The sequence below is a fragment of the Rhodococcus sp. NPDC056743 genome (assembly GCF_042790355.1).
Lineage (GTDB): Bacteria > Actinomycetota > Actinomycetes > Mycobacteriales > Mycobacteriaceae > Rhodococcus_F.
In genome coordinates, this window is the sequence record NZ_JBHTZI010000002.1 from 139,132 (window position 1) to 156,319 (window position 17,188).

The 17,188-nt window shown below is 61.9% G+C and carries 19 protein-coding genes; 9 read left to right on the forward strand and 10 right to left on the reverse strand.

The window, feature by feature from the left end; all coding sequences use genetic code 11:
* Positions 1-10: 10 nt before the first annotated feature.
* The gene (locus ACFRFQ_RS05075) at positions 11-916 is read right to left on the reverse strand and encodes an amidohydrolase family protein (RefSeq protein ID WP_378653880.1); all 906 of its coding nucleotides are present in this window, start codon (positions 914-916) and stop codon (positions 11-13) included.
* Between the two features lie 126 nt (positions 917-1,042).
* Here ACFRFQ_RS05075 and ACFRFQ_RS05080 point away from each other — a divergent pair, with 126 nt between their 5' ends.
* The 3 genes from ACFRFQ_RS05080 (at position 1,043) to ACFRFQ_RS05090 (ending at position 3,785) form a co-directional block, all read left to right on the forward strand.
* Positions 1,043-1,570, forward strand: coding sequence for a nuclear transport factor 2 family protein (locus ACFRFQ_RS05080; protein ID WP_378653882.1), 528 nt, complete (start codon positions 1,043-1,045; stop codon positions 1,568-1,570).
* Between the two features lie 5 nt (positions 1,571-1,575).
* Positions 1,576-2,709 (forward strand): NADH:flavin oxidoreductase, encoded by a 1,134-nt coding sequence (locus tag ACFRFQ_RS05085; RefSeq protein WP_378653884.1) that lies wholly within the window; start codon positions 1,576-1,578, stop codon positions 2,707-2,709.
* 77 nt (positions 2,710-2,786) lie between these two features.
* A complete protein-coding gene (locus ACFRFQ_RS05090) occupies positions 2,787-3,785 on the forward strand; it encodes an acryloyl-CoA reductase (protein WP_378653886.1) in 999 nt (332 codons plus the stop codon).
* 24 nt (positions 3,786-3,809) lie between these two features.
* Here ACFRFQ_RS05090 and ACFRFQ_RS05095 read toward each other — a convergent pair whose 3' ends face one another.
* Positions 3,810-4,379: a ribonuclease H gene (locus ACFRFQ_RS05095; protein WP_378655049.1), complete on the reverse strand. Its 570-nt coding sequence runs from the start codon at positions 4,377-4,379 to the stop codon at positions 3,810-3,812.
* Positions 4,380-4,452: 73 nt separating this feature from the next.
* Here ACFRFQ_RS05095 and ACFRFQ_RS05100 point away from each other — a divergent pair, with 73 nt between their 5' ends.
* The 3 genes from ACFRFQ_RS05100 to ACFRFQ_RS05110 all read left to right on the forward strand — a co-directional run bounded on the left by ACFRFQ_RS05100 (position 4,453) and on the right by ACFRFQ_RS05110 (position 6,594).
* Positions 4,453-5,379, forward strand: coding sequence for a DNA-3-methyladenine glycosylase family protein (locus tag ACFRFQ_RS05100; protein WP_378653889.1), 927 nt, complete (start codon positions 4,453-4,455; stop codon positions 5,377-5,379).
* 17 nt (positions 5,380-5,396) lie between these two features.
* On the forward strand, positions 5,397-6,068 hold the full coding sequence (locus ACFRFQ_RS05105; protein ID WP_378653891.1) for a pyridoxamine 5'-phosphate oxidase family protein: 672 nt from the start codon (positions 5,397-5,399) through the stop codon (positions 6,066-6,068).
* Between the two features lie 115 nt (positions 6,069-6,183).
* Positions 6,184-6,594 carry a hypothetical protein gene (locus ACFRFQ_RS05110; RefSeq protein WP_185993330.1) on the forward strand — a complete coding sequence of 137 codons (411 nt, stop codon included), beginning with the start codon at positions 6,184-6,186 and terminating at the stop codon, positions 6,592-6,594.
* Position 6,595: 1 nt separating this feature from the next.
* On the opposite strand, the gene ACFRFQ_RS05115 is transcribed toward ACFRFQ_RS05110, so the two are convergent.
* From ACFRFQ_RS05115 to ACFRFQ_RS05135, 5 genes are read right to left on the reverse strand one after another with little or no spacing between them, the layout of a single operon-like run.
* Positions 6,596-6,964, reverse strand: a complete 369-nt coding sequence (locus ACFRFQ_RS05115; protein WP_378653895.1) for an ArsR/SmtB family transcription factor — start codon at positions 6,962-6,964, stop codon at positions 6,596-6,598.
* Positions 6,965-7,020: 56 nt separating this feature from the next.
* Positions 7,021-8,217 carry an acetyl-CoA C-acetyltransferase gene (locus tag ACFRFQ_RS05120; protein WP_378653898.1) on the reverse strand — a complete coding sequence of 399 codons (1,197 nt, stop codon included), beginning with the start codon at positions 8,215-8,217 and terminating at the stop codon, positions 7,021-7,023.
* Between the two features lie 39 nt (positions 8,218-8,256).
* Entirely contained in the window at positions 8,257-8,709 is a 453-nt protein-coding gene (locus ACFRFQ_RS05125; protein WP_378653901.1) for a MaoC family dehydratase, read from the reverse strand.
* Positions 8,710-8,760: 51 nt separating this feature from the next.
* Positions 8,761-9,507, reverse strand: a complete 747-nt coding sequence (locus ACFRFQ_RS05130) for a GntR family transcriptional regulator (protein WP_378653903.1) — start codon at positions 9,505-9,507, stop codon at positions 8,761-8,763.
* Between the two features lie 31 nt (positions 9,508-9,538).
* The gene (locus tag ACFRFQ_RS05135) at positions 9,539-10,690 is read right to left on the reverse strand and encodes an acyl-CoA dehydrogenase family protein (protein WP_378653906.1); all 1,152 of its coding nucleotides are present in this window, start codon (positions 10,688-10,690) and stop codon (positions 9,539-9,541) included.
* A gap of 220 nt (positions 10,691-10,910) precedes the next feature.
* Between ACFRFQ_RS05135 and ACFRFQ_RS05140 the strand changes: the two genes are divergently transcribed.
* The 3 genes from ACFRFQ_RS05140 to ACFRFQ_RS05150 are packed head-to-tail and all read left to right on the forward strand — an operon-like array spanning position 10,911 to position 14,031.
* Entirely contained in the window at positions 10,911-11,786 is an 876-nt protein-coding gene (locus tag ACFRFQ_RS05140) for an HpcH/HpaI aldolase/citrate lyase family protein (protein WP_378653908.1), read from the forward strand.
* On the forward strand, positions 11,783-12,781 hold the full coding sequence (locus ACFRFQ_RS05145; RefSeq protein WP_378653911.1) for a MaoC family dehydratase: 999 nt from the start codon (positions 11,783-11,785) through the stop codon (positions 12,779-12,781). The genes ACFRFQ_RS05140 and ACFRFQ_RS05145 overlap by 4 nt, the downstream gene beginning before the upstream one ends.
* Before the next feature lie 20 nt (positions 12,782-12,801).
* The gene (locus ACFRFQ_RS05150) at positions 12,802-14,031 is read left to right on the forward strand and encodes a CoA transferase (RefSeq protein ID WP_378653914.1); all 1,230 of its coding nucleotides are present in this window, start codon (positions 12,802-12,804) and stop codon (positions 14,029-14,031) included.
* A 45-nt stretch (positions 14,032-14,076) separates the two neighbouring features.
* Here the strand turns inward: ACFRFQ_RS05150 and ACFRFQ_RS05155 are convergent, their stop codons facing one another.
* The 3 genes from ACFRFQ_RS05155 to ACFRFQ_RS05165 all read right to left on the reverse strand — a co-directional run bounded on the left by ACFRFQ_RS05155 (position 14,077) and on the right by ACFRFQ_RS05165 (position 17,120).
* Positions 14,077-14,679 carry a hypothetical protein gene (locus tag ACFRFQ_RS05155; RefSeq protein ID WP_378653917.1) on the reverse strand — a complete coding sequence of 201 codons (603 nt, stop codon included), beginning with the start codon at positions 14,677-14,679 and terminating at the stop codon, positions 14,077-14,079.
* Between the two features lie 49 nt (positions 14,680-14,728).
* Positions 14,729-15,919 (reverse strand): acyl-CoA dehydrogenase family protein, encoded by a 1,191-nt coding sequence (locus ACFRFQ_RS05160; protein ID WP_378653920.1) that lies wholly within the window; start codon positions 15,917-15,919, stop codon positions 14,729-14,731.
* Between the two features lie 136 nt (positions 15,920-16,055).
* Positions 16,056-17,120, reverse strand: a complete 1,065-nt coding sequence (locus tag ACFRFQ_RS05165) for an enoyl-CoA hydratase/isomerase family protein (RefSeq protein ID WP_378653922.1) — start codon at positions 17,118-17,120, stop codon at positions 16,056-16,058.
* Between the last annotated feature and the right edge of the window lie 68 nt (positions 17,121-17,188).

A 17,188-nucleotide genomic window follows, 5' to 3' on the forward strand; every position in this document is an offset into this window, starting at 1 on the left:
CGGTGAGAGTTCAGCTCACCGAGAAGAGTTTGTCAGCGTTGTCGTGAACAACGGCACGCAACCACTCGTCACCGAGGTCGAATCGCGTAAGCGCCTGTAGTGCGTTGAGATACGGGTACGGAATGTTCGGGAAATCGCTCCCGAAGAGGATCCGGTCCTGCAGGTCGATCAGGCGGGAGACATCCGATGTCGGGAATGCACACTGCTCTTCCGTGAAATCCGTGAACGCCATGGTCGTATCCAGTCGCACATTCCCGTATACCTCTGCAAGTTCGAGGAATTCGCTGTACTCAGGCATCCCCATGTGCGCGATGATCAGCGGCAGTCTCGGGTAGCGCGCCAGTAGAGAAGCAATGCGATCGGGCCCCGTGTACTTCCCCGGCGCCGGTCCCGATCCACAGTGGATCACGATGGGCGTCTCGGAGTCCTCGAGCTGACCCCATACCTTGTCGAGCAGCGGATCGTTCGGGTCGTAGTTCCCGACCTGGATGTGGGACTTGAAGATTCGCGCTCCCGATTCCAAAGCCTTTCCGACGTACGACGCGGCCGTCTCCTCGGGATAGAACGTAGCCGTGTGCAGGCAATCCGGCGTTTGGGCGGCAAACTCGACGGCCCATTGATTGAGCCACTCGGCCATCGCGTTCTTGTGCGGGTAGATCATCGAGGTAAAGGCGCGGACTCCGAATTCACGCAGCCGATGTACGCGTTCCTCCTCCACCAGGCGATACGTGATGGGCCATGGTCGACCGATCATCGGTCCGGCGGAGTCGAAGTAGCCCCACACCTTGTCCATGACGCTCTTGGGCATGAAATGGGTGTGAACATCGACCAAGCCCGGAACGCCCAACTCACTCCAGAAATCCCGAACCTCGGCGATCTCCTCGGCTCCGGGTACCGAATCCGTCTCTACGCACATAGCGAGCGCTCCTTCCGTTTGCTCGACCATACAGAGCGTTGTCGCGCTCACTGAGACAGGTGATTGACGGCAAGGCCGTACGCCCTCGAATCTGAGGACATCTTGCCGATTACTGCTGGAGGTTGCATGTCTTTGACCGAGTCCGAAGTCGCGTCACTCAGTCCTGTCGAGGAACTACTCGCGATCGAGGAAATCAAGAAGGTCTTCTCGGCTCGACTACGTTGCATGGACACCAAGCAGTGGCATATCTACCCGACATTGCACACCGCTGATGTCGTCAGCGAGACGTGGGGCGGGCTCCCGACGGACAAGCAACCCAAGACGGGTGACACGTCGAACCAGGTTGTCGGTATCGAGAAACTCACCAACGCCATCCGCAACATGCTCGACGGCGAAATTCCTCTGACCACCGCGCACCACGCTCACACTCCCGAAATCGTGTTGACCTCCCCCACCACCGCCACGGGGATCTGGGCGATGGAGGACATGCTGTGGTGGAACGACGGCGAAAAAGAACTGCACCTGCACGGCTACGGCCACTACCACGAGGAATACCGCAAAGAAAACGGTAAATGGCTGATCAGCTACCGCACCCTCACGAGGCTGCGCGTCGATCAGGACCCCGGATTCTTCCGATTCATGAAAGCACTGTGATTGACATGACCAGTCCCCTTTTCCAGCCTTTGCGCATTCGTTCGCTCGAACTGCCCAACCGCATTGTCATGTCACCGATGACGCGCACCTACTCCATCGAGGGTGTTCCGGGACAGGACGTCGCCGACTACTACCGTCGACGCGCTGAGGGCGGCACCGGCCTGATCGTCACCGAAGGCGTTGCGATCGATCACGTGAGCGCGGTCGACCATGCCAACGTCCCCAACCTGCACACCTCCGCCGCTCAGGCCGGCTGGCGCAAGGTCGTCGACGACGTTCACGCTGCCGGCGGCAAGATCGTGCCGCAGTTGTGGCACGTCGGCCCGTTGTGGGGCGCGATGACGCAGATGGATCCTTCTCTCAAGCCGATGCGCCCGTCCGGTGAGTGGGGACCGCTCGGTGTCACGTCGTACTCCGCCGCCTATGTCGAGCGCGCTCAGGCAACAACTGAAGCGATGACCGAGCAGGACATCGAAGACGTGATTGCCGCCTACGTCCGCAGTGCGAGGCACGCTGTCGAGCTCGGCTTCGACGGCATCGCCATCCACGGCGGCCACGGCTACCTGTTGGATTCCTTCTTCTGGGAAGGCACCAACCAGCGCGACGACGCGTGGGGCGGCGACTTGGAACGTCGTACCAAATTCCCCGCAGCCGTCGTGGCAGCGATCCGCGAAGCCATCGGCCCCGATCTGCCGATCATCTACCGCTTCTCCCAGCACAAGCAGCAGGATTTCACTGCAAAGATCGCGGAAACGCCAGAAGAGTTGGGCGTGATCTTGGGCGCTTTGGTCGATGCCGGGGTCGACGTGCTCGATGCCAGCATCCGCCGTTTCGACGTCCCTGCCTTCGAAGGTAGCGATCTCTCCCTCGCCGGCTGGGCGAAGAAGCTGACCGGCGCCGTCACCATGGCTGTGGGAAGCGTCGGACTCGGAAAGTCGTTGCGCGACAGCCGTATCGAAGGCGCCGCCCCCACTGTCGACAACATCCCGCAACTCGAGGAGCGTATCTCTTCCGGAGAGTTCGACCTCATCGCGATCGGCCGCTTGCACTTGGCTGATCCGGCACTCGCCACCACCCTGCGTGCCGGCGGTCCGTTGCCCGCATTCGATCGAGCAGTGCATGAGGGCAGCTTGATCTAGCGACTCCGCCCCTGTGCTCCGTTAGTTGCGGGGACTACCAAGCGGCGCACAGGGGCAACTGCCTTTATGTTCGACCTATGACATCCTTCAACGCCTGGGTTGCCCGAGAGGACGACAACGCCATCGACTTTGCCCCCGAAACTGTCGACGAATCGTTCCTTCCCGCAGGTGAGGTCACCATTCGTGTCGAATACTCCAGCGTGAACTACAAGGACGCACTGGCCCTCACGCCCAAAGGCGGTGTTGTACGGAACTACCCGATCGTTCCCGGCATCGACATCGCCGGCGAGGTGATCACCTCCGAGTCCGACGAGTTCGCGCCGGGCGACAAGGTTGTGGCCCACGGCTACGAAATCGGTACCGCACGCCACGGCGGTTACGCCGAGATCGCGCGACTCCCAGCCGAATGGGTAGTGAAACTCGACGGCATGTCCACCGCTGATGCGGCCGCGATCGGTACAGCAGGATTCACCGCCGCGATGAGCGTGCAGGCAATCCTGGCGAGCGGAATCACTCCAGCCGACGGTCCGGTCCTCGTGACGGGCGCAAGCGGAGGCGTCGGCACAGTCAGCGTCGATCTGCTGTCGAGTGCGGGTTTCGACGTAGTCGCGTCCAGCGGCAAACCCGGCGCCGTGGAACTTCTGACATCTCTCGGCGCTTCTTCGGTGATCGGCCGCCTGCCCGAGGACCCCGACGCAAAGCCTCGCCCGCTCGGCAAATCACAATGGGCGGCTGCGGTGGACTGCGTCGGCGGTAAGACTCTTGCTCATGTCTTGAGCACGATGAATTACGGTGGCTTGGTCGCGGCCAGCGGCCTGACCGGCGGCGCCGCGCTGCCGACAACAGTGATGCCCTTCATACTCCGCGGAGTTTCGCTGCTCGGTATCGATTCGGTTCTGATGCCGATCGCACCTCGCCGGGAACTGTGGGCACGCCTTCACTCCGATCTCGCCCCGCGCCATCTGAAGGACATCACCAATCGCGTCGCCGTTCGAGACGTCGTGCCGGTGATCGATCAGGTGCGCGAAGGCAAGTACACGGGCCGCGCGCTCGTCGAGGTTGCAGGCGGGTTCTGAAACTACCGGTAAGGCAGCGCGATTTCAGAACAGTGTGAACAGATCTTCCGGTTCGACAGCCGTCGTGGACTTCTCCTTGTACGAGGAGTTCACGACGGTCACTTCTTTTTTCACGGGAGCTGGAGCCGGAGTCTGCACGGCAAGCGGTACCGACTCGATATCGCCGGAGACAATAGCGCGGGCGGCTTCGCCCGCCAGTTTGTCGGCCACCTCGTTGTAGTGGTTGCCCACGTGCCCGCGGACCCAGCGGAAACGCACCGGCCCGACACGATCACTGATGGCGCGGTCGATGCTCTGCACCAGTTCCAGGTTCTTGACGGCGCCGCCGCTCGCGGTCTTCCAGCCCTTACGCTTCCAACTCGGCAGCCACTCGGACGCACATTTGATGGCGTATTGAGAGTCGGATTCGATGAGCAACGGTTCGTCTCCGGGGTGAGCTACGACGGCCTCGAAGAGCGCCCTCAACTCGGCGATCTGGTTGGTTCCCGATGATTCGCCGCCCGACATCGACGGACCCTCGTGATTTACCCAAGCCCAGCCGATAGCTCCGCCAGGGTTGCGCAGACAGGATCCGTCGGTGCTCACGATGATCATGGCTCGGACCTTACGTTGCCGTACCGACATGTAGCTGAACACCCACCGACGGTTGCAGATACGCTGGCCGACGATGACGCTGCAACCAGGCGCTGCCGAAGTCACGGTGACTTCTCAGCGACCACTCGATGCCGCGCTGACGCTCAGCCCGCATCAGCGCGGACCTGGCGACCCCACTCACAGACGGACCCCGGACGGCGCGATCTGGCGAGTTTCCCGCCAACTTTCCGGTCCTGTGACCTACCGCATCACGCAGTCGGATCGCCACACCGTCCGTGTGCAGGCATGGGGTCCCGGCGCTACGGAATTCCTGGGCGGAGCCGAAGCACTGCTCGGTCTGGGCGACGAAGCCGAAAACTTCGCTCCCGAACATCCCAAGCTGGTCGAAGCTCATCGACGCTTCCCGCATCTGCGGATCGGACGCACCGGCCGCGTCATGGAAGCCCTCGTCCCCGCCATCCTCGAGCAGCGTGTCCACGGCATCGACGCCTTTGCCGCGTGGCGACGTCTGCTGACCAAATTCGGCGAACGCCCTCCCGGACCTGCGCCCGACGGAATGCGAGTTCCACTCACCGCAGATCAGTGGCGACGGATGCCGTCGTGGGAGTTTCATCGCGCGAACGTCGATCCGGCACGATCGAAGACGATCGTGCAGTGCGCTCGGGTCGCCGATCGACTGGAGCAAGCGTCGACGTTCACGCCGGCGGAGGCAACCAGACGTTTACGAGCTGTGCCCGGCGTCGGGATCTGGACGGCCGCCGAGGTGGCCCAACGCGCTTTCGGGGATTCGGACGCGCTGTCGGTGGGCGACTACCATCTCGCCGCGGTGGTCGGCTGGTCACTTCTCGGCGAGCCGATCGACGACGCTCGTATGGTCGAGTACCTCGCTCCCCTGCAACCGCATCGGTATCGGGCGGTTCGCCTCCTGCAGGTCAGCGGGCAGGCTGTGAAACCGAAGTTCGGGCCCCGCACCGCTGTCGCGGATCATCGTTGGCACTGAGTGCAAGGAGAGTAATCATGTCGAGTCGTTACGCGCATATCGCGTTCTCACCCGCTGCGGTCGAGCGCCAGCGCGAGTCTGGCAGTTTCACGATCTACGGATCGAAACTCGATGAGCCCGATTCCGGCCCCATGGAATTCGACTCTCGCGCTCAGGGCTTCGTCACATCTGTTGATTCGTTCTTCCTGTCCACGGTCACTTCCGACGGCTGGCCGTACATCCAGCATCGTGGTGGTCCGCGCGGATTTCTGCACATGCTGGGCCCGAACCGAATCGGATTTGCCGACCTGCCCGGAAATCAACAGTTCGTGACGCTCGGCAATCTCGAGACCAACAACCGCGTCTCGCTGTTTGTCGTCGACTATCCCACACGAACCCGACTGAAAATCTACGGCCGGGCGCAGGTAGTGGATGCCGATGTCGACCCCGCACTGCTGCAACAACTTCTGGAAGTTCCCGGCGGCACCATGTCGGTCAAGGCGCAGCGGTCGATAGTCATCGACGTGGAAGCATTCGATTGGAACTGCGCGCGAAACATCACACCGCGCTACGACAAGGAGCGAATGGACGAGTCCCTGGCGCTGGCCCGTCGACCGTTGCAGGAACAGATCGATTCGCTCCGGGTCGAGGTTGCCAGACTTGCCGCCGTGAACGAAGGACTGCAGGCCCAACTGTCGAATAACGAATGAGACTGGGCGGTTTCAGGGGTATCGGAGCCGGGTAGCCACTTGTCACGACCCGTCGCGTGCAAGTCGACGGGTCCGCTTGTGCCTGAAAGTTCCACACAGACAGATTGGTTTTCCCATGAAACTGTCCCGAACTCTGACCATGACCGCAATTGTCGTCGCCGCCGTCGGCGCGGGCGCCGGCACGGCTGTGGCAGCGCCGAACACCGGCTTCGATCCGTTCAACCCACCGGTAAGCACGAACAGTCCGACTGCAGCGACACTCTTCCCTGGTAACGATGCGAAACAAGCTGCGTTCGACACCATGACAAACGAAATCAACATCGGGTGGAACAACGGCGGCTTGCAATCGACGCTCGGTGGAGCGGCCACGGGTATCGGGATCGGATGCTTGTCGATCTTCCCCAATTTCATCGCCGGGTGCATCGTCGGCGGAGCCATCGGAACGGGTATCGGCCTCGGCAACGGCATCATGAACGGAAACCCGAATGCCGCACCGGCAGTGGAGAAGTTCTTCGCCACCCCGTAATTCAGTCGTGTGAATGACTCGACGTGGGATCGTCGCCGAAGTGCGTGGCGCCGATCGAGTGCAGTAGCTGGTGAACGGTGTCGTCAGCCAATTGGTAACGCATCGAACGGCCGTCTCGCGTTGCCGTCACCCACCCCTGGCTCCGAAGCAGCCGAAGTGCATGCGAGACAGCCGTCCCGCTCATTCCCAATGCCACGGACAGGTCCGTGACGCAGATACCCGGCGCATGATGCAGACACAGGAGAAGACGAAGGCGGTTGGCATCGGACAGCAGTTCAAATCTGTTGGCCCACACTGTCACGTCCAGGCCCTCGAGTGCCGCCTGCCCGCGCCGGACATCGGCGATGTTCAAAGCGCCGCTTGACTCCATGCCCGACCGCCTTCGTAGTGCTGTTATCCCTCATACGGAGTGTACCCAGGGTGCACTCAGGCGGATTCCACCACAGCAGCCAGGCCTTGCCCGCCGCCGATGCACATGGTCAACAGCGCTTTTCCACTGCCGCGACGATTGAGTTCGTGCAGGGCGGTGGTCGCCATTCGGGCACCCGTCGCGCCGACGGGATGTCCGAGTGAAATTCCGGAACCGTTGACGTTGAGCCGGTCGAGGTCCTCGAAGCCCCATTCCTTCACGACACCGAGAACCTGGCACGCAAATGCCTCGTTCAACTCCACCAACTCGAAATCGGAGAAATTGCCGCCGGTCCTGGCGAAGAGCTTCGATACTGCGGCGACGGGACCGAGTCCCATCAGCGCGGGTTCACAGCCCGCGGCAGCCCAACTGTCCAGGAAGCCGATCGGTTCGAGACCCAACTTGTCGAGGCGATCTTCCGCAACCACCAGCATCGCTGCCGCAGCGTCATTCTGCTGACTGGCGTTTCCGGCTGTGACGACGCCACCCTTCGTGACGGTCCGCAGTCGGCCGAGTGTGTCCATCGACGTGTCGGCGCGAATTCCCTCGTCACTACGGAACTGCGTGACGTTGCCCTTGCGGTCGGTCAGTTCCACGGAGACGATCTCGGCGTCGAAACGGCCGGAATCTCGCGCGGCCGTCGCCTTGCGATGGCTGTCCACCGCAAACTGATCGGACTGCTCGCGATTGATATCGCAGCGCTGCGCAACATTCTCCGCGGTTTCGATCATGCCGCTGATCTTGCCGAATCGCCATTCCGGCTGTGACCGCTCGCGGCCACGGTCAAGCCTGTCGAACAGTTGCAGCCCACCGGCTTTCGTTCCCCATCGCGCTCCGGTGGTGTAATGCTCGATACCACTCATCGATTCGACGCCGCCCGCGAGAACCACGTCGGCAGCGCCTGTTTGAACCATCATCGCCGCGGTGATGATGGCCTGCAGACCCGTTCCGCATCGGCGATCCGTCTGGAAACCGGCAACCGAGATAGGGAGCCCGGCCTCGAGCGCTGCCCATCTGCCGATGCACGGGGCCTCCGAGTTGGCGTACGACTGGCCCATCGCAACATCGTCGATGCGCGCCGGGTCGATGCCGCTGCGACGAACCGTCTCCTTGATTACTGTGGCTGCCAGAGTCTCGGCAGGCACATCGCGCAATGCCCCGCCGAAGCGGCCCACCCCGGTCCGAACCGGCGCAACCAGCGCTGCTCGTTTCATGAAGTTCCTCGAATCTTGTTCTGTAAGTGTGAGAATTACTCAGGCGACGAGCAGACGAACCGTCTCGGCAACAAGAGCGGGCTTCGGAGCGCCCTCGATCTCGATCGTGTATCGAACTACGACGGTGGCCCCTTTGGGGGTTCGCTCGAACGAGAGAATTTCGGCACCTGCCCGAACCGACGAACCAACCTTGACCGGCTCAGGGAATCGAACCTTGTTGCTGCCGTAGTTGACAGTCATCGCTATGCCGTCGACGCGCATCACCTGGGCACCGAGCACGGGCAACAGCGACAGAGTCAGGTAGCCGTGCGCGATCGTGCTGCCGTACGGTCCCTGCGCCGCACGTTCGGGATCCACATGAATCCACTGGTGATCTTCGGTCGCGTCGGCAAACTTGTCGACTCGTTCCTGGGTGACCGGAAACCACTCGCTGTATCCGAGGTGCTCGCCTACTGCCGACTCGACGTCGTCGATTCCGTTGAATACTCGCATAGTCGCTCCTGAGAGATTTTGGGTGACAACGAGATACCACCGCGGAATCCGCTAGTGCGCACCTCGTCGTAGCGTCACTCGATAGGTGTACTGCTCGGGCAGGAAGTAACTGACCGACAATTCGTTGGCCAGTCCGGCAGCATTGGTATACAGACGATCGACGCGCAACATCGCGTGCCCGGGTTCACAGTTGACGTCTCTGGCCACGTCAGCAGTGGCTGGTGCAACTGTAATCGACTGCGCTGCTTCAATGATCGGACTGGCCAGCAGGGGCTCCAATAATCCGATCACGGTATAGGAACTGACGGCACCGGCCAGCATTTCGGGTGCGTCGATGATGTGACGGGCAACAGCTTCGGGCAGGTGCGCGGTGGTCTGCACAAAGGGAATGCCTTCATGAAATCGGCGAAATACCACCGTGTACACCACATCCGTATCCAAACGGAGCCTACTTGCGGCTTCGATATCCACGCGCCGCACCAGTGGCGACACCACTTCCATCGTCGTGTCGTTCGACAGGTTCATCAGATCTTCGATGGACCCCAGATGCCGCAGATACTGACCACTGTTCTCCGTCACGAACGTGCCACGACCAGGAACCCGATACACGATGCCTTCGGACACCAGGTCGTGGAATGCTCGTCGAACCGTCTGGCGGCTCACGCCGTGCTGAGTCGCCAGTTCGGATTCGGTGGGTAGCTGAAGGCCGTCGCGGTAAGTTCCGGCGGATATCTGCTGACGAAGCTCACGGGAGAGGCGTTGGTACGCCGGCTCCGTCTCTCTTTCCTTACCGCTCATAGCATTCAGATTCTACTGGCTCACCGAGTGGTCACAGACCACCGCGCGCAACCAGCTGCGCGACGATGACATTGCGCTGAATCTCGTTGGTACCCTCGCCCACGATCATCAGTGGAGCGTCCCGGAAGTAGCGTTCTACGTCGTATTCCGTCGAGTAGCCGTAGCCACCGTGAATGCGGACCGCGGACAACGCAATTTCCATGGCGATCTCGGACGCGTACAGCTTGGCCATTCCGGCTTCCATGTCGCACCGCTCGCCACTGTCGTACTTTTCCGCCGCATGCCAGGTCAACTGCCGGGCAGCGGTCAACTTCGTCGCCATGTCCGCAAGGTAGTTGCCGATCGACTGATGCTTCCAGATCGGCTTTCCGAAGCTCTCACGCTGCTGAGCGTAGGCAAGCGAATCTTCGAGTGCAGCGGTCGCAACACCGAGCGCGCGGCACGCCACCTGGATACGGCCGGTTTCAAGGCCCTTCATCATCTGCCCGAAACCCTTGCCCGGCAAACCGCCGAGGATCGCGTCTTCGGAGATGCGGTAGTTGTCGAACGACAACTCACAGCTCTCGACACCCTTGTAGCCGAGCTTGGGGAGATCCCGCGAAACGGTGAGTCCCTCACCTTGTTCGACCAGGACGATCGAGATACCGGCATGCCGCGGACTTGCCGAAGGATCTGTCTTGCACAGCAGTGCGATCACACCGGATCGCCGGGCATTGGTGATCCAGGTCTTCGCTCCGTTGATGACCAGATCGCTGCCGTCGCTCTTGGCATTGGTGGTCATCGCCTGCAGATCCGAGCCGCCGCCGGGCTCGGTGAGCGCCATCGTGGCGCGAATCTCGCCGGTTGCCATCCGCGGCAGATACTTCTGCTTCTGTTCCTCGGTACCGAACAGCGTGATCAGCTTGGCCACGACGGTATGTCCGCCCATAGCGCCGGACAAGGTCATCCATCCGCGAGCCAATTCCTGAGTCACCATCGCGTAGCACGGCATCGACACCGGGGCTCCGCCGTACTCCTCGGGAATGGCGAGGCCGTAGATCCCGATCTGCTTCATCTGGTCGATCCACTTTTCGGGATACTCGTTCGCGTGCTCCACCTCCTGCACGGAGGGCTTGACCTCGCGATCTATGAACGATCGCACCGTGTCGACCAGGAAGGTCTCTTCGTCGTTGAGCTTGAGCATGAATCCGCCTCGACATTGTTCAAAGTTTGTACGGCCATATTTAGCCATTGTTCGCGCTTTGTCAATACTTCGCCTTGACAGTCGCCCTCAACTACTGCCAGCATCGTGGCAAGACCAGTGCAATTCTGGAAATAGTGACGCTATTTCAACCGATTCACGGCAACTCACAACATTCTCAACTGGCCGTACATTTGGGCCCTGATCGAGGTAATCGACACACGTGACGAACAACGAGCACCGCACCGTCCGACGACGCACCGCCCTCGTCGCGCCCGGCAGCGACGAGCGCAAAGCACGCAAGGCACTGAACTCGACCGCAGACGAGGTGATCCTCGATCTCGAAGACGCCGTCACCACGGCCAACAAGCACACAGCCCGTGAACTCGTTGCCGAACTCGTTCGCGAGTTCGGCCCGTCCCGGACCGTATCCGTGCGGGTCAACGGACCGACCACGCCGTGGTTCGAGGACGACATGACCGCGTGCGGCGCACTCGGCGAATCATTGACCAGCGCGATAGTCCCGAAAGTGGAGTCCGCCCAGGATCTCCTCGATGCGCAGCGACTTCTCGTCGCAGCAGGCGCACACTCCGTCACCCTTCAAGCACTCGTCGAGACACCGTTGGGTGTCTCGAACGTCGACGCCGTCACCCGAGCCACGACGCGTCTGCAAGCAATTGTCATCGGATACGCCGATCTCGGTGCAGCACTGGGACGCTCACGGACCGCCCTCCCGGAGCACTGGCTGGCCGTGCAGGACAGAATTCTGATCGCCTGCCGCACCGCAGGCATCGCCGCCATCGACGGGCCGTTTCTCGGCATCGCCGACAACGACGCCTTCCGCCACTCCGCAGCCTGGACCAGCGCCCTCGGATTCGACGGGAAATGGGTCATCCACCCGGCGCAGATCGATTCCGCTACAGCCGCATTCACACCGTCCGACTCCGATGTCACCGATGCCCGACGCGTTCTCGACGCCCTCGAAGAAGCCGAAGCCTCCGGCGCCGGCGCAGCGCAACTCGACGGCCAGATGCTCGACGAAGCCGTCGCGGTAGCAGCACGTCGCACACTCGCCCGAGCAGAAGGAGTCAACGCATGAGCGAACACTGTGTCGGCGGACCGTACTTCGACGAACTCACCCACGGCCAAATCTTCGACGAAGCCCCCGCCGTGACTCTGACAAGTGGCCTCGCCGCCACCCACCAGGCCATCCTCGGCGACCGGATGCGACTGCCGCTCGACGCACACCTCTCGACAGCGGTCACCGGCAGCGCAGCACCCGTCGCCAATCCCGGTTTGGTCACCGACATCGCGATCGGACAGTCCACGGTGGTCACCCACCACGTGAAAGCCAACCTCTTCTACCGCGGACTGCGATTCCACCGCTTCCCCGTCCTCGGCGACACCCTGTACACGCGCACCGAAGTTGTCGGCCTGCGCGAGAACTCGTCCAAACCCGGCCGCGCCCCCACCGGCCTTGCAGCACTACGGATGACGTCCACCGACCACAACGGCAACACCGTCCTCGACTTCTACCGGTGCGCGATGCTGCCGCTGAGCAGCACTCCCGACGACGAGCGCACACGGCACGACGACGATCTGTCGTCGATCGGCCCCGACACCCCCACACCGTACGAGACGCCGCGCGAGTGGAACCTCGACGCCTATCGAGACAAGGTTCCCGGCAAGCACTTCGAGCAGGCACTGGTCGGTTCGATCCACCGCAGCAGCGGCGACGTCGTCTCCAGCGCACCCGAACTCGCCCGCCTGAGCCTCAACATCGCGGCGACACATCACGACGAACGCATCGGCGCCCAGGGCCGTCTCGTCTACGGTGGCCACACCATCGGGATCGCCCTCGCCCAGGCAACACGGGCACTGCCGAACCTGGTCACCGTCCTCGGCTGGCATTCGTGTGATCACACCGGACCCGTCCACGAAGGCGACACCCTCACCAGCGAACTGCACGTCGAGAGCGCCACCCCTCTAGAACACGGCACTGCCGTCGAGCTTCGATCACTTGTTTTCTCCCACAACAGCTCTGCCACCGACACTCCCGTGCTGGACTGGCGATTCACAGCGTTGATGGCATGACCGACACGCTAAGGACCATCATGACGACCCAAAACACATCCGCAGGCCCGCTGGCCGGGCTCCGCATCATCGAAATCTCCAGCTTCGTCGCCGCTCCCCTCTGCGGACTGACACTCTCCCAACTCGGCGCCGAGGTCATCCGAATCGATCCCATCGGCGGCGCTTCGGATTACAACCGCTGGCCGGTGACCGATCACGGCGAGAGCATCTACTGGACCGGTCTGAACAAAGGCAAGAAGTCACTCGCAGTGAACATGCGCTCCGAGCAGGGGCAGGCATTGGTGCAACAACTGGTCACCGCACCCGGCCCCGGCAACGGCATCCTGGTCACCAACGCGGGTGGACGCGCCTGGATGAGTCACGACACTCTCGCCGCTCTGCGCGACGACGTCATCACGCTCGAAATTCTCGGCCGCCGCGACGGCTCCCCCGGCGTCGACTACACCGTCAACGCCGGATTGGGATTTCCGATGATGACCGGCCCCGCCGACCACGCCGGCGTCGTCAACCACGTACTCCCCGCCTGGGACATGGCCTGCGGATTACATGCGGCACTTGCCATTACCTCCGCAGCACGCAAACGTGACATCAGCGGCGAGGGATCCCAGATCACCCTCCCCCTCGAAGATGTCGCACTGGCAACGGCAGGCACCCTCGGATACTTCACCGAAGTCCAGATCAACGGACACAGCCGCACATCCGGCGGCAACGCCGTCTACGGAACATACGGAATCGATTTCGTCACCAGCGACAACGAACGTTTCATGATCGTCGCGCTGACCACCCGCCATTTCCGCGACCTCACCGCCATCACCGGCACAACCGTCGCCGTCGACGCCGTCGAAACCGCCCTCGGTGCGGATTTCACCACCGAAGCCGACCGGTACACCCACCGCGACGTACTCACCGCCCTGTTCTCACGCTGGTTCCGCGAACACACCGGCTCCGAAGTTGCTGCAGCACTCGACAAAACGTCGATACTGTCCGAGCGTTACCGTAGCTTCGCAGACGTCGTCGAATCCGGCGAACTCGAGAAAAACCCCATGTTCGCACCCCTCGAACAACCCCGCATCGGTTCCTACCTCGCCGCCGGCCACCCCGCATCATTCGACGGAACGCACTTCACTACCGGGCCGGCATCGGTAGTCGGCGAAGACTCCGTGACCGTCCTGGCCGACATCCTCGGCACGACAGCAGAACATGCAGCCGAACTGACGAAAAACGGCATAGTCGGCGTTCCGTCGCGCTGATCACCGGTACTCGTCGACTGGGTCGACCTCACCAGCGCCTTCGCCTTAGACGCCCATCAGCTGCTTTGCGGCCGACACGGCAGCCGGACCGTCCAACGCCGGCATGTCGTCCCACTGTCCGCCGGTGATGGTCACCTTGACATCGGGTGTCTCGATCGTTGTCACCACCACGCCGACGACGGATGTCGCAACCGGGAAAGTGTAGGCGACTCCACCAGAATCCTCGATCACGGCGTCCGGAAGGATGACAAGTCCTCCAGCTTCGAGGTCTCGCATCTCCGGAACCTGTCCGATCCCGGGTTCGATGAGAACCTCTACGCCACGGACCTGACTCAGGTCCGTGGCGCCGTCCGGGGTCTCCCAATTGCACAACACGCCGTACTCGTCGACTGCGTTGGACGGAGCCTCCTGCAGTCCCACAATGTATTGCGCGACTGCGGGCGAGACGTCGTCGCAGCTCGAGAATCCTGCGAGCACATCCGTAGCCGAGGTGCTCGGCGCACCCTTGTCTGCATCCGCGATCTCGTCGGCGACGATCTCGTTGGCCCCAGGCTTGTTGGCTGCCGTGTCGACGTCGTCAGAACTGCAGGCGTTGAGCGCCGCCGCAAGTAGGAGAACCACGGGAACAAACCGAGCGTTTCGAATCATCGTGACACCCTACCGCCCCCAAAATGCAGCGGTGATCGTCAACCGTTGCTCAATTGTAGGAACGCAGCAGCCCCTTGCTGATGATCTGCTTCTGGATATCGCTGGTGCCCTCACCGATCAGGAGGAACGGCGCCTCACGCATCAAGCGCTCGATCTCGTACTCCGTGGAGTATCCGTAACCTCCGTGAATTCGGAAACTGTCCTGCGTCACCTCCGAGCAGAACTCACTGGCCAGATATTTCGCCATACCGGCGGCGACATCGTTTCGTTCGCCCGAATCTTTGAGCCTGGCAGCATTGACCATCATGAGATGCGCCGCTTCGACTTTGGTACCCATCTCGGCGATACGGAACGCGATGGCCTGATGCTCGGCAATGGGCTTGCCGAAAGTCTCCCGCTGCTTCGCATAAGTGACAGCAAGTTCGAAGGCACGCAGCGCGATCCCGCACGCCCGCGCCGCCACGTTGACGCGGCCGACCTCGACGCCGTCCATCATGTGCCGAAATCCGACGCCTGGCGTGCCACCGAGAACCGCGTCGCCTCCGATCTCGAAACCGTCGAAGACCATTTCGGTTGTGTCGATGCCCTTGTAACCCATTTTCTCGATCTTGCCGGGGATGGTCAGTCCGGGAAGGACTTCGCCGAATCCGGCGGGCTTCTCGATCAGCAACGTCGTGAGATTGTCGTGCGCCTTCGCCGCGCCTTCGTCCGTCTTCACGAGCACTGCCACCAGCGTGGACGAACCTCCGTTGGTCAGCCACATCTTCTGCCCGTCTACCACATAGTCGCCGGATCCGGTGCGCTTCGCCTTGGTCGAGATGGCAGCAACGTCGGAACCCAGTGCCGGCTCCGACATCGAGAAAGCACCGGTGAGCTCCCCCGTGGCCAGACGCGGCAGATAGTTCGCCTTCTGCTCCGGCGTCCCGTGTGCCGAAATCATGTGCGCCACTATGAAATGCGTGTTGACAACGCCGGATACACTCATCCAACCGCGAGCCAATTCCTCGACGCACAGTGCGTACGTCAGGAGGGATTCTCCGATACCACCGAACTCCTCGTCGATCGTCAGACCGAACAGACCCATATTCTTCATCTGTGCCACGATTTCGGCCGGATACGTGTCGGAATGCTCGAGATCCTGAGCAGCTGGAATCACCACACGGTCAACGAATTCCCGCACGGCACCGATGATGTCGTTCTGTGTCTCGGTCAATCCTGCAGTGTGCGCCAACCTCGTCACTGTTCCACCTGTTCGTCGAGAGAGATCTTCCGCCCATTCAATCCCCGACCCGGTGAGGTGTCAAAGTTCGGCAACCCGCACGAATAGTGGGGAAAAGTATGTCGAGTAGCACTTCCGGCGCTGGCGACAACTCGTGTCAGTTCGCGTCGATCGAATCGATGAGACCCCACTCGAGCGCGCGCTCCGCATTGATCGAAGCACCGGACAAGAACAGGTGGTATGAGCGCCAACGCCCGATCCGCCGTGGAATCGACACAGTTCCACCCGCTCCCGGAATCAGACCCATCGAGATTTCCGGAAGACGGAACACCGCGTCCGGGTGTGCGCGTACGTCGGCGGCAAAGGCCGGCACCTCGATGCCCGCACCTACACAACTTCCGTGAACCTGTACCTCGATTCGATCGGACAGGCGCGCCATCAGCCGCGCGGCTCCCGACCGGGTTCGAATCAGATGCGCGATGGCCAAATCCGGAGTGGTGCCGAACTCGTCGAGATCACCGCCCGCGGAGAACGACGGACCAGCGCCGTCGAGCAGAACCTTCTCGACGCTGGGGTCCAGTAGAGCAATCTGTAGTGCTGCCACCAGTCCGTCACGGACCTGCGCACCGTAGGCGTTGCGGCGTTCCGGGCGGTTGAGGGTGATGTGCAACAACGCATCTCGACGGTCGATCAGCACCGGCTCCTGGGGCGCAGGGGGCGGCAGCGGCCGAGGCCCCCGCCCGTCCAGCCACCGCTTGAAGTCCGGAGTGCCCAACAATGTCGAGTACGCCAGAGATTCAACATCGAGCGCAGCGGGGATGGACAGATTTTCGCTCAATCGCAAAACCTGTGAGGCCACAACGGACGCGTAAGGATTCTCGTGGAAGCGGTCGAGGACGGATGCGAGTTCAGCGTCGGGATCTTCGACGCCTACGAACTCTCGGACGTTCTCGGTCGATACCGTCGATACCGTCGAGTCGAGCGCCCGCGACAATGCTCTTGTTGCGGCGTCCGGTGTGCGACCCGTGTACCTCCCGAGAACCACACGGTCGGATTCGAGGACTTTTGCCGACACCGCACGGGCTACGTCTTCTGAGAACTCGCCGTCCAGGTCGAGAACGACCACTGGATCGTCAAGTGTGCCACCATCTGCAAGAAGGGGAAGATCGATCCTGCCGTCGAGAATGTCCTGCGGCGACAGAGCGTGCATCTGGTTGACCATCTTCATCCTTCTCGAGTGCCGAATCGATGTTCGGCATACTGCACCGGATAACAGCTCCGCACGCGGGA

What these genes read in the sequence shown, in the direction of transcription:
- ACFRFQ_RS05075 (WP_378653880.1), bottom strand. Translation starts at nt 916, where the DNA reads ATGTGCGTAGAGACGGATTCGGTACCCGGAGCCGAGGAGATCGCCGAG.
- ACFRFQ_RS05130 (WP_378653903.1), bottom strand. Translation starts at nt 9,507, where the DNA reads ATGAGCGGTAAGGAAAGAGAGACGGAGCCGGCGTACCAACGCCTCTCC.
- ACFRFQ_RS05100 (WP_378653889.1), top strand. Translation starts at nt 4,453, where the DNA reads ATGACGCTGCAACCAGGCGCTGCCGAAGTCACGGTGACTTCTCAGCGA.
- ACFRFQ_RS05135 (WP_378653906.1), bottom strand. Translation starts at nt 10,690, where the DNA reads ATGCTCAAGCTCAACGACGAAGAGACCTTCCTGGTCGACACGGTGCGA.
- ACFRFQ_RS05115 (WP_378653895.1), bottom strand. Translation starts at nt 6,964, where the DNA reads ATGGAGTCAAGCGGCGCTTTGAACATCGCCGATGTCCGGCGCGGGCAG.
- ACFRFQ_RS05105 (WP_378653891.1), top strand. Translation starts at nt 5,397, where the DNA reads ATGTCGAGTCGTTACGCGCATATCGCGTTCTCACCCGCTGCGGTCGAG.
- ACFRFQ_RS05120 (WP_378653898.1), bottom strand. Translation starts at nt 8,217, where the DNA reads ATGAAACGAGCAGCGCTGGTTGCGCCGGTTCGGACCGGGGTGGGCCGC.
- ACFRFQ_RS05095 (WP_378655049.1), bottom strand. Translation starts at nt 4,379, where the DNA reads ATGATCATCGTGAGCACCGACGGATCCTGTCTGCGCAACCCTGGCGGA.
- ACFRFQ_RS05110 (WP_185993330.1), top strand. Translation starts at nt 6,184, where the DNA reads ATGAAACTGTCCCGAACTCTGACCATGACCGCAATTGTCGTCGCCGCC.
- ACFRFQ_RS05125 (WP_378653901.1), bottom strand. Translation starts at nt 8,709, where the DNA reads ATGCGAGTATTCAACGGAATCGACGACGTCGAGTCGGCAGTAGGCGAG.
- ACFRFQ_RS05085 (WP_378653884.1), top strand. Translation starts at nt 1,576, where the DNA reads ATGACCAGTCCCCTTTTCCAGCCTTTGCGCATTCGTTCGCTCGAACTG.
- ACFRFQ_RS05150 (WP_378653914.1), top strand. Translation starts at nt 12,802, where the DNA reads ATGACGACCCAAAACACATCCGCAGGCCCGCTGGCCGGGCTCCGCATC.
- ACFRFQ_RS05090 (WP_378653886.1), top strand. Translation starts at nt 2,787, where the DNA reads ATGACATCCTTCAACGCCTGGGTTGCCCGAGAGGACGACAACGCCATC.
- ACFRFQ_RS05080 (WP_378653882.1), top strand. Translation starts at nt 1,043, where the DNA reads ATGTCTTTGACCGAGTCCGAAGTCGCGTCACTCAGTCCTGTCGAGGAA.
- ACFRFQ_RS05155 (WP_378653917.1), bottom strand. Translation starts at nt 14,679, where the DNA reads ATGATTCGAAACGCTCGGTTTGTTCCCGTGGTTCTCCTACTTGCGGCG.
- ACFRFQ_RS05145 (WP_378653911.1), top strand. Translation starts at nt 11,783, where the DNA reads ATGAGCGAACACTGTGTCGGCGGACCGTACTTCGACGAACTCACCCAC.
- ACFRFQ_RS05165 (WP_378653922.1), bottom strand. Translation starts at nt 17,120, where the DNA reads ATGGTCAACCAGATGCACGCTCTGTCGCCGCAGGACATTCTCGACGGC.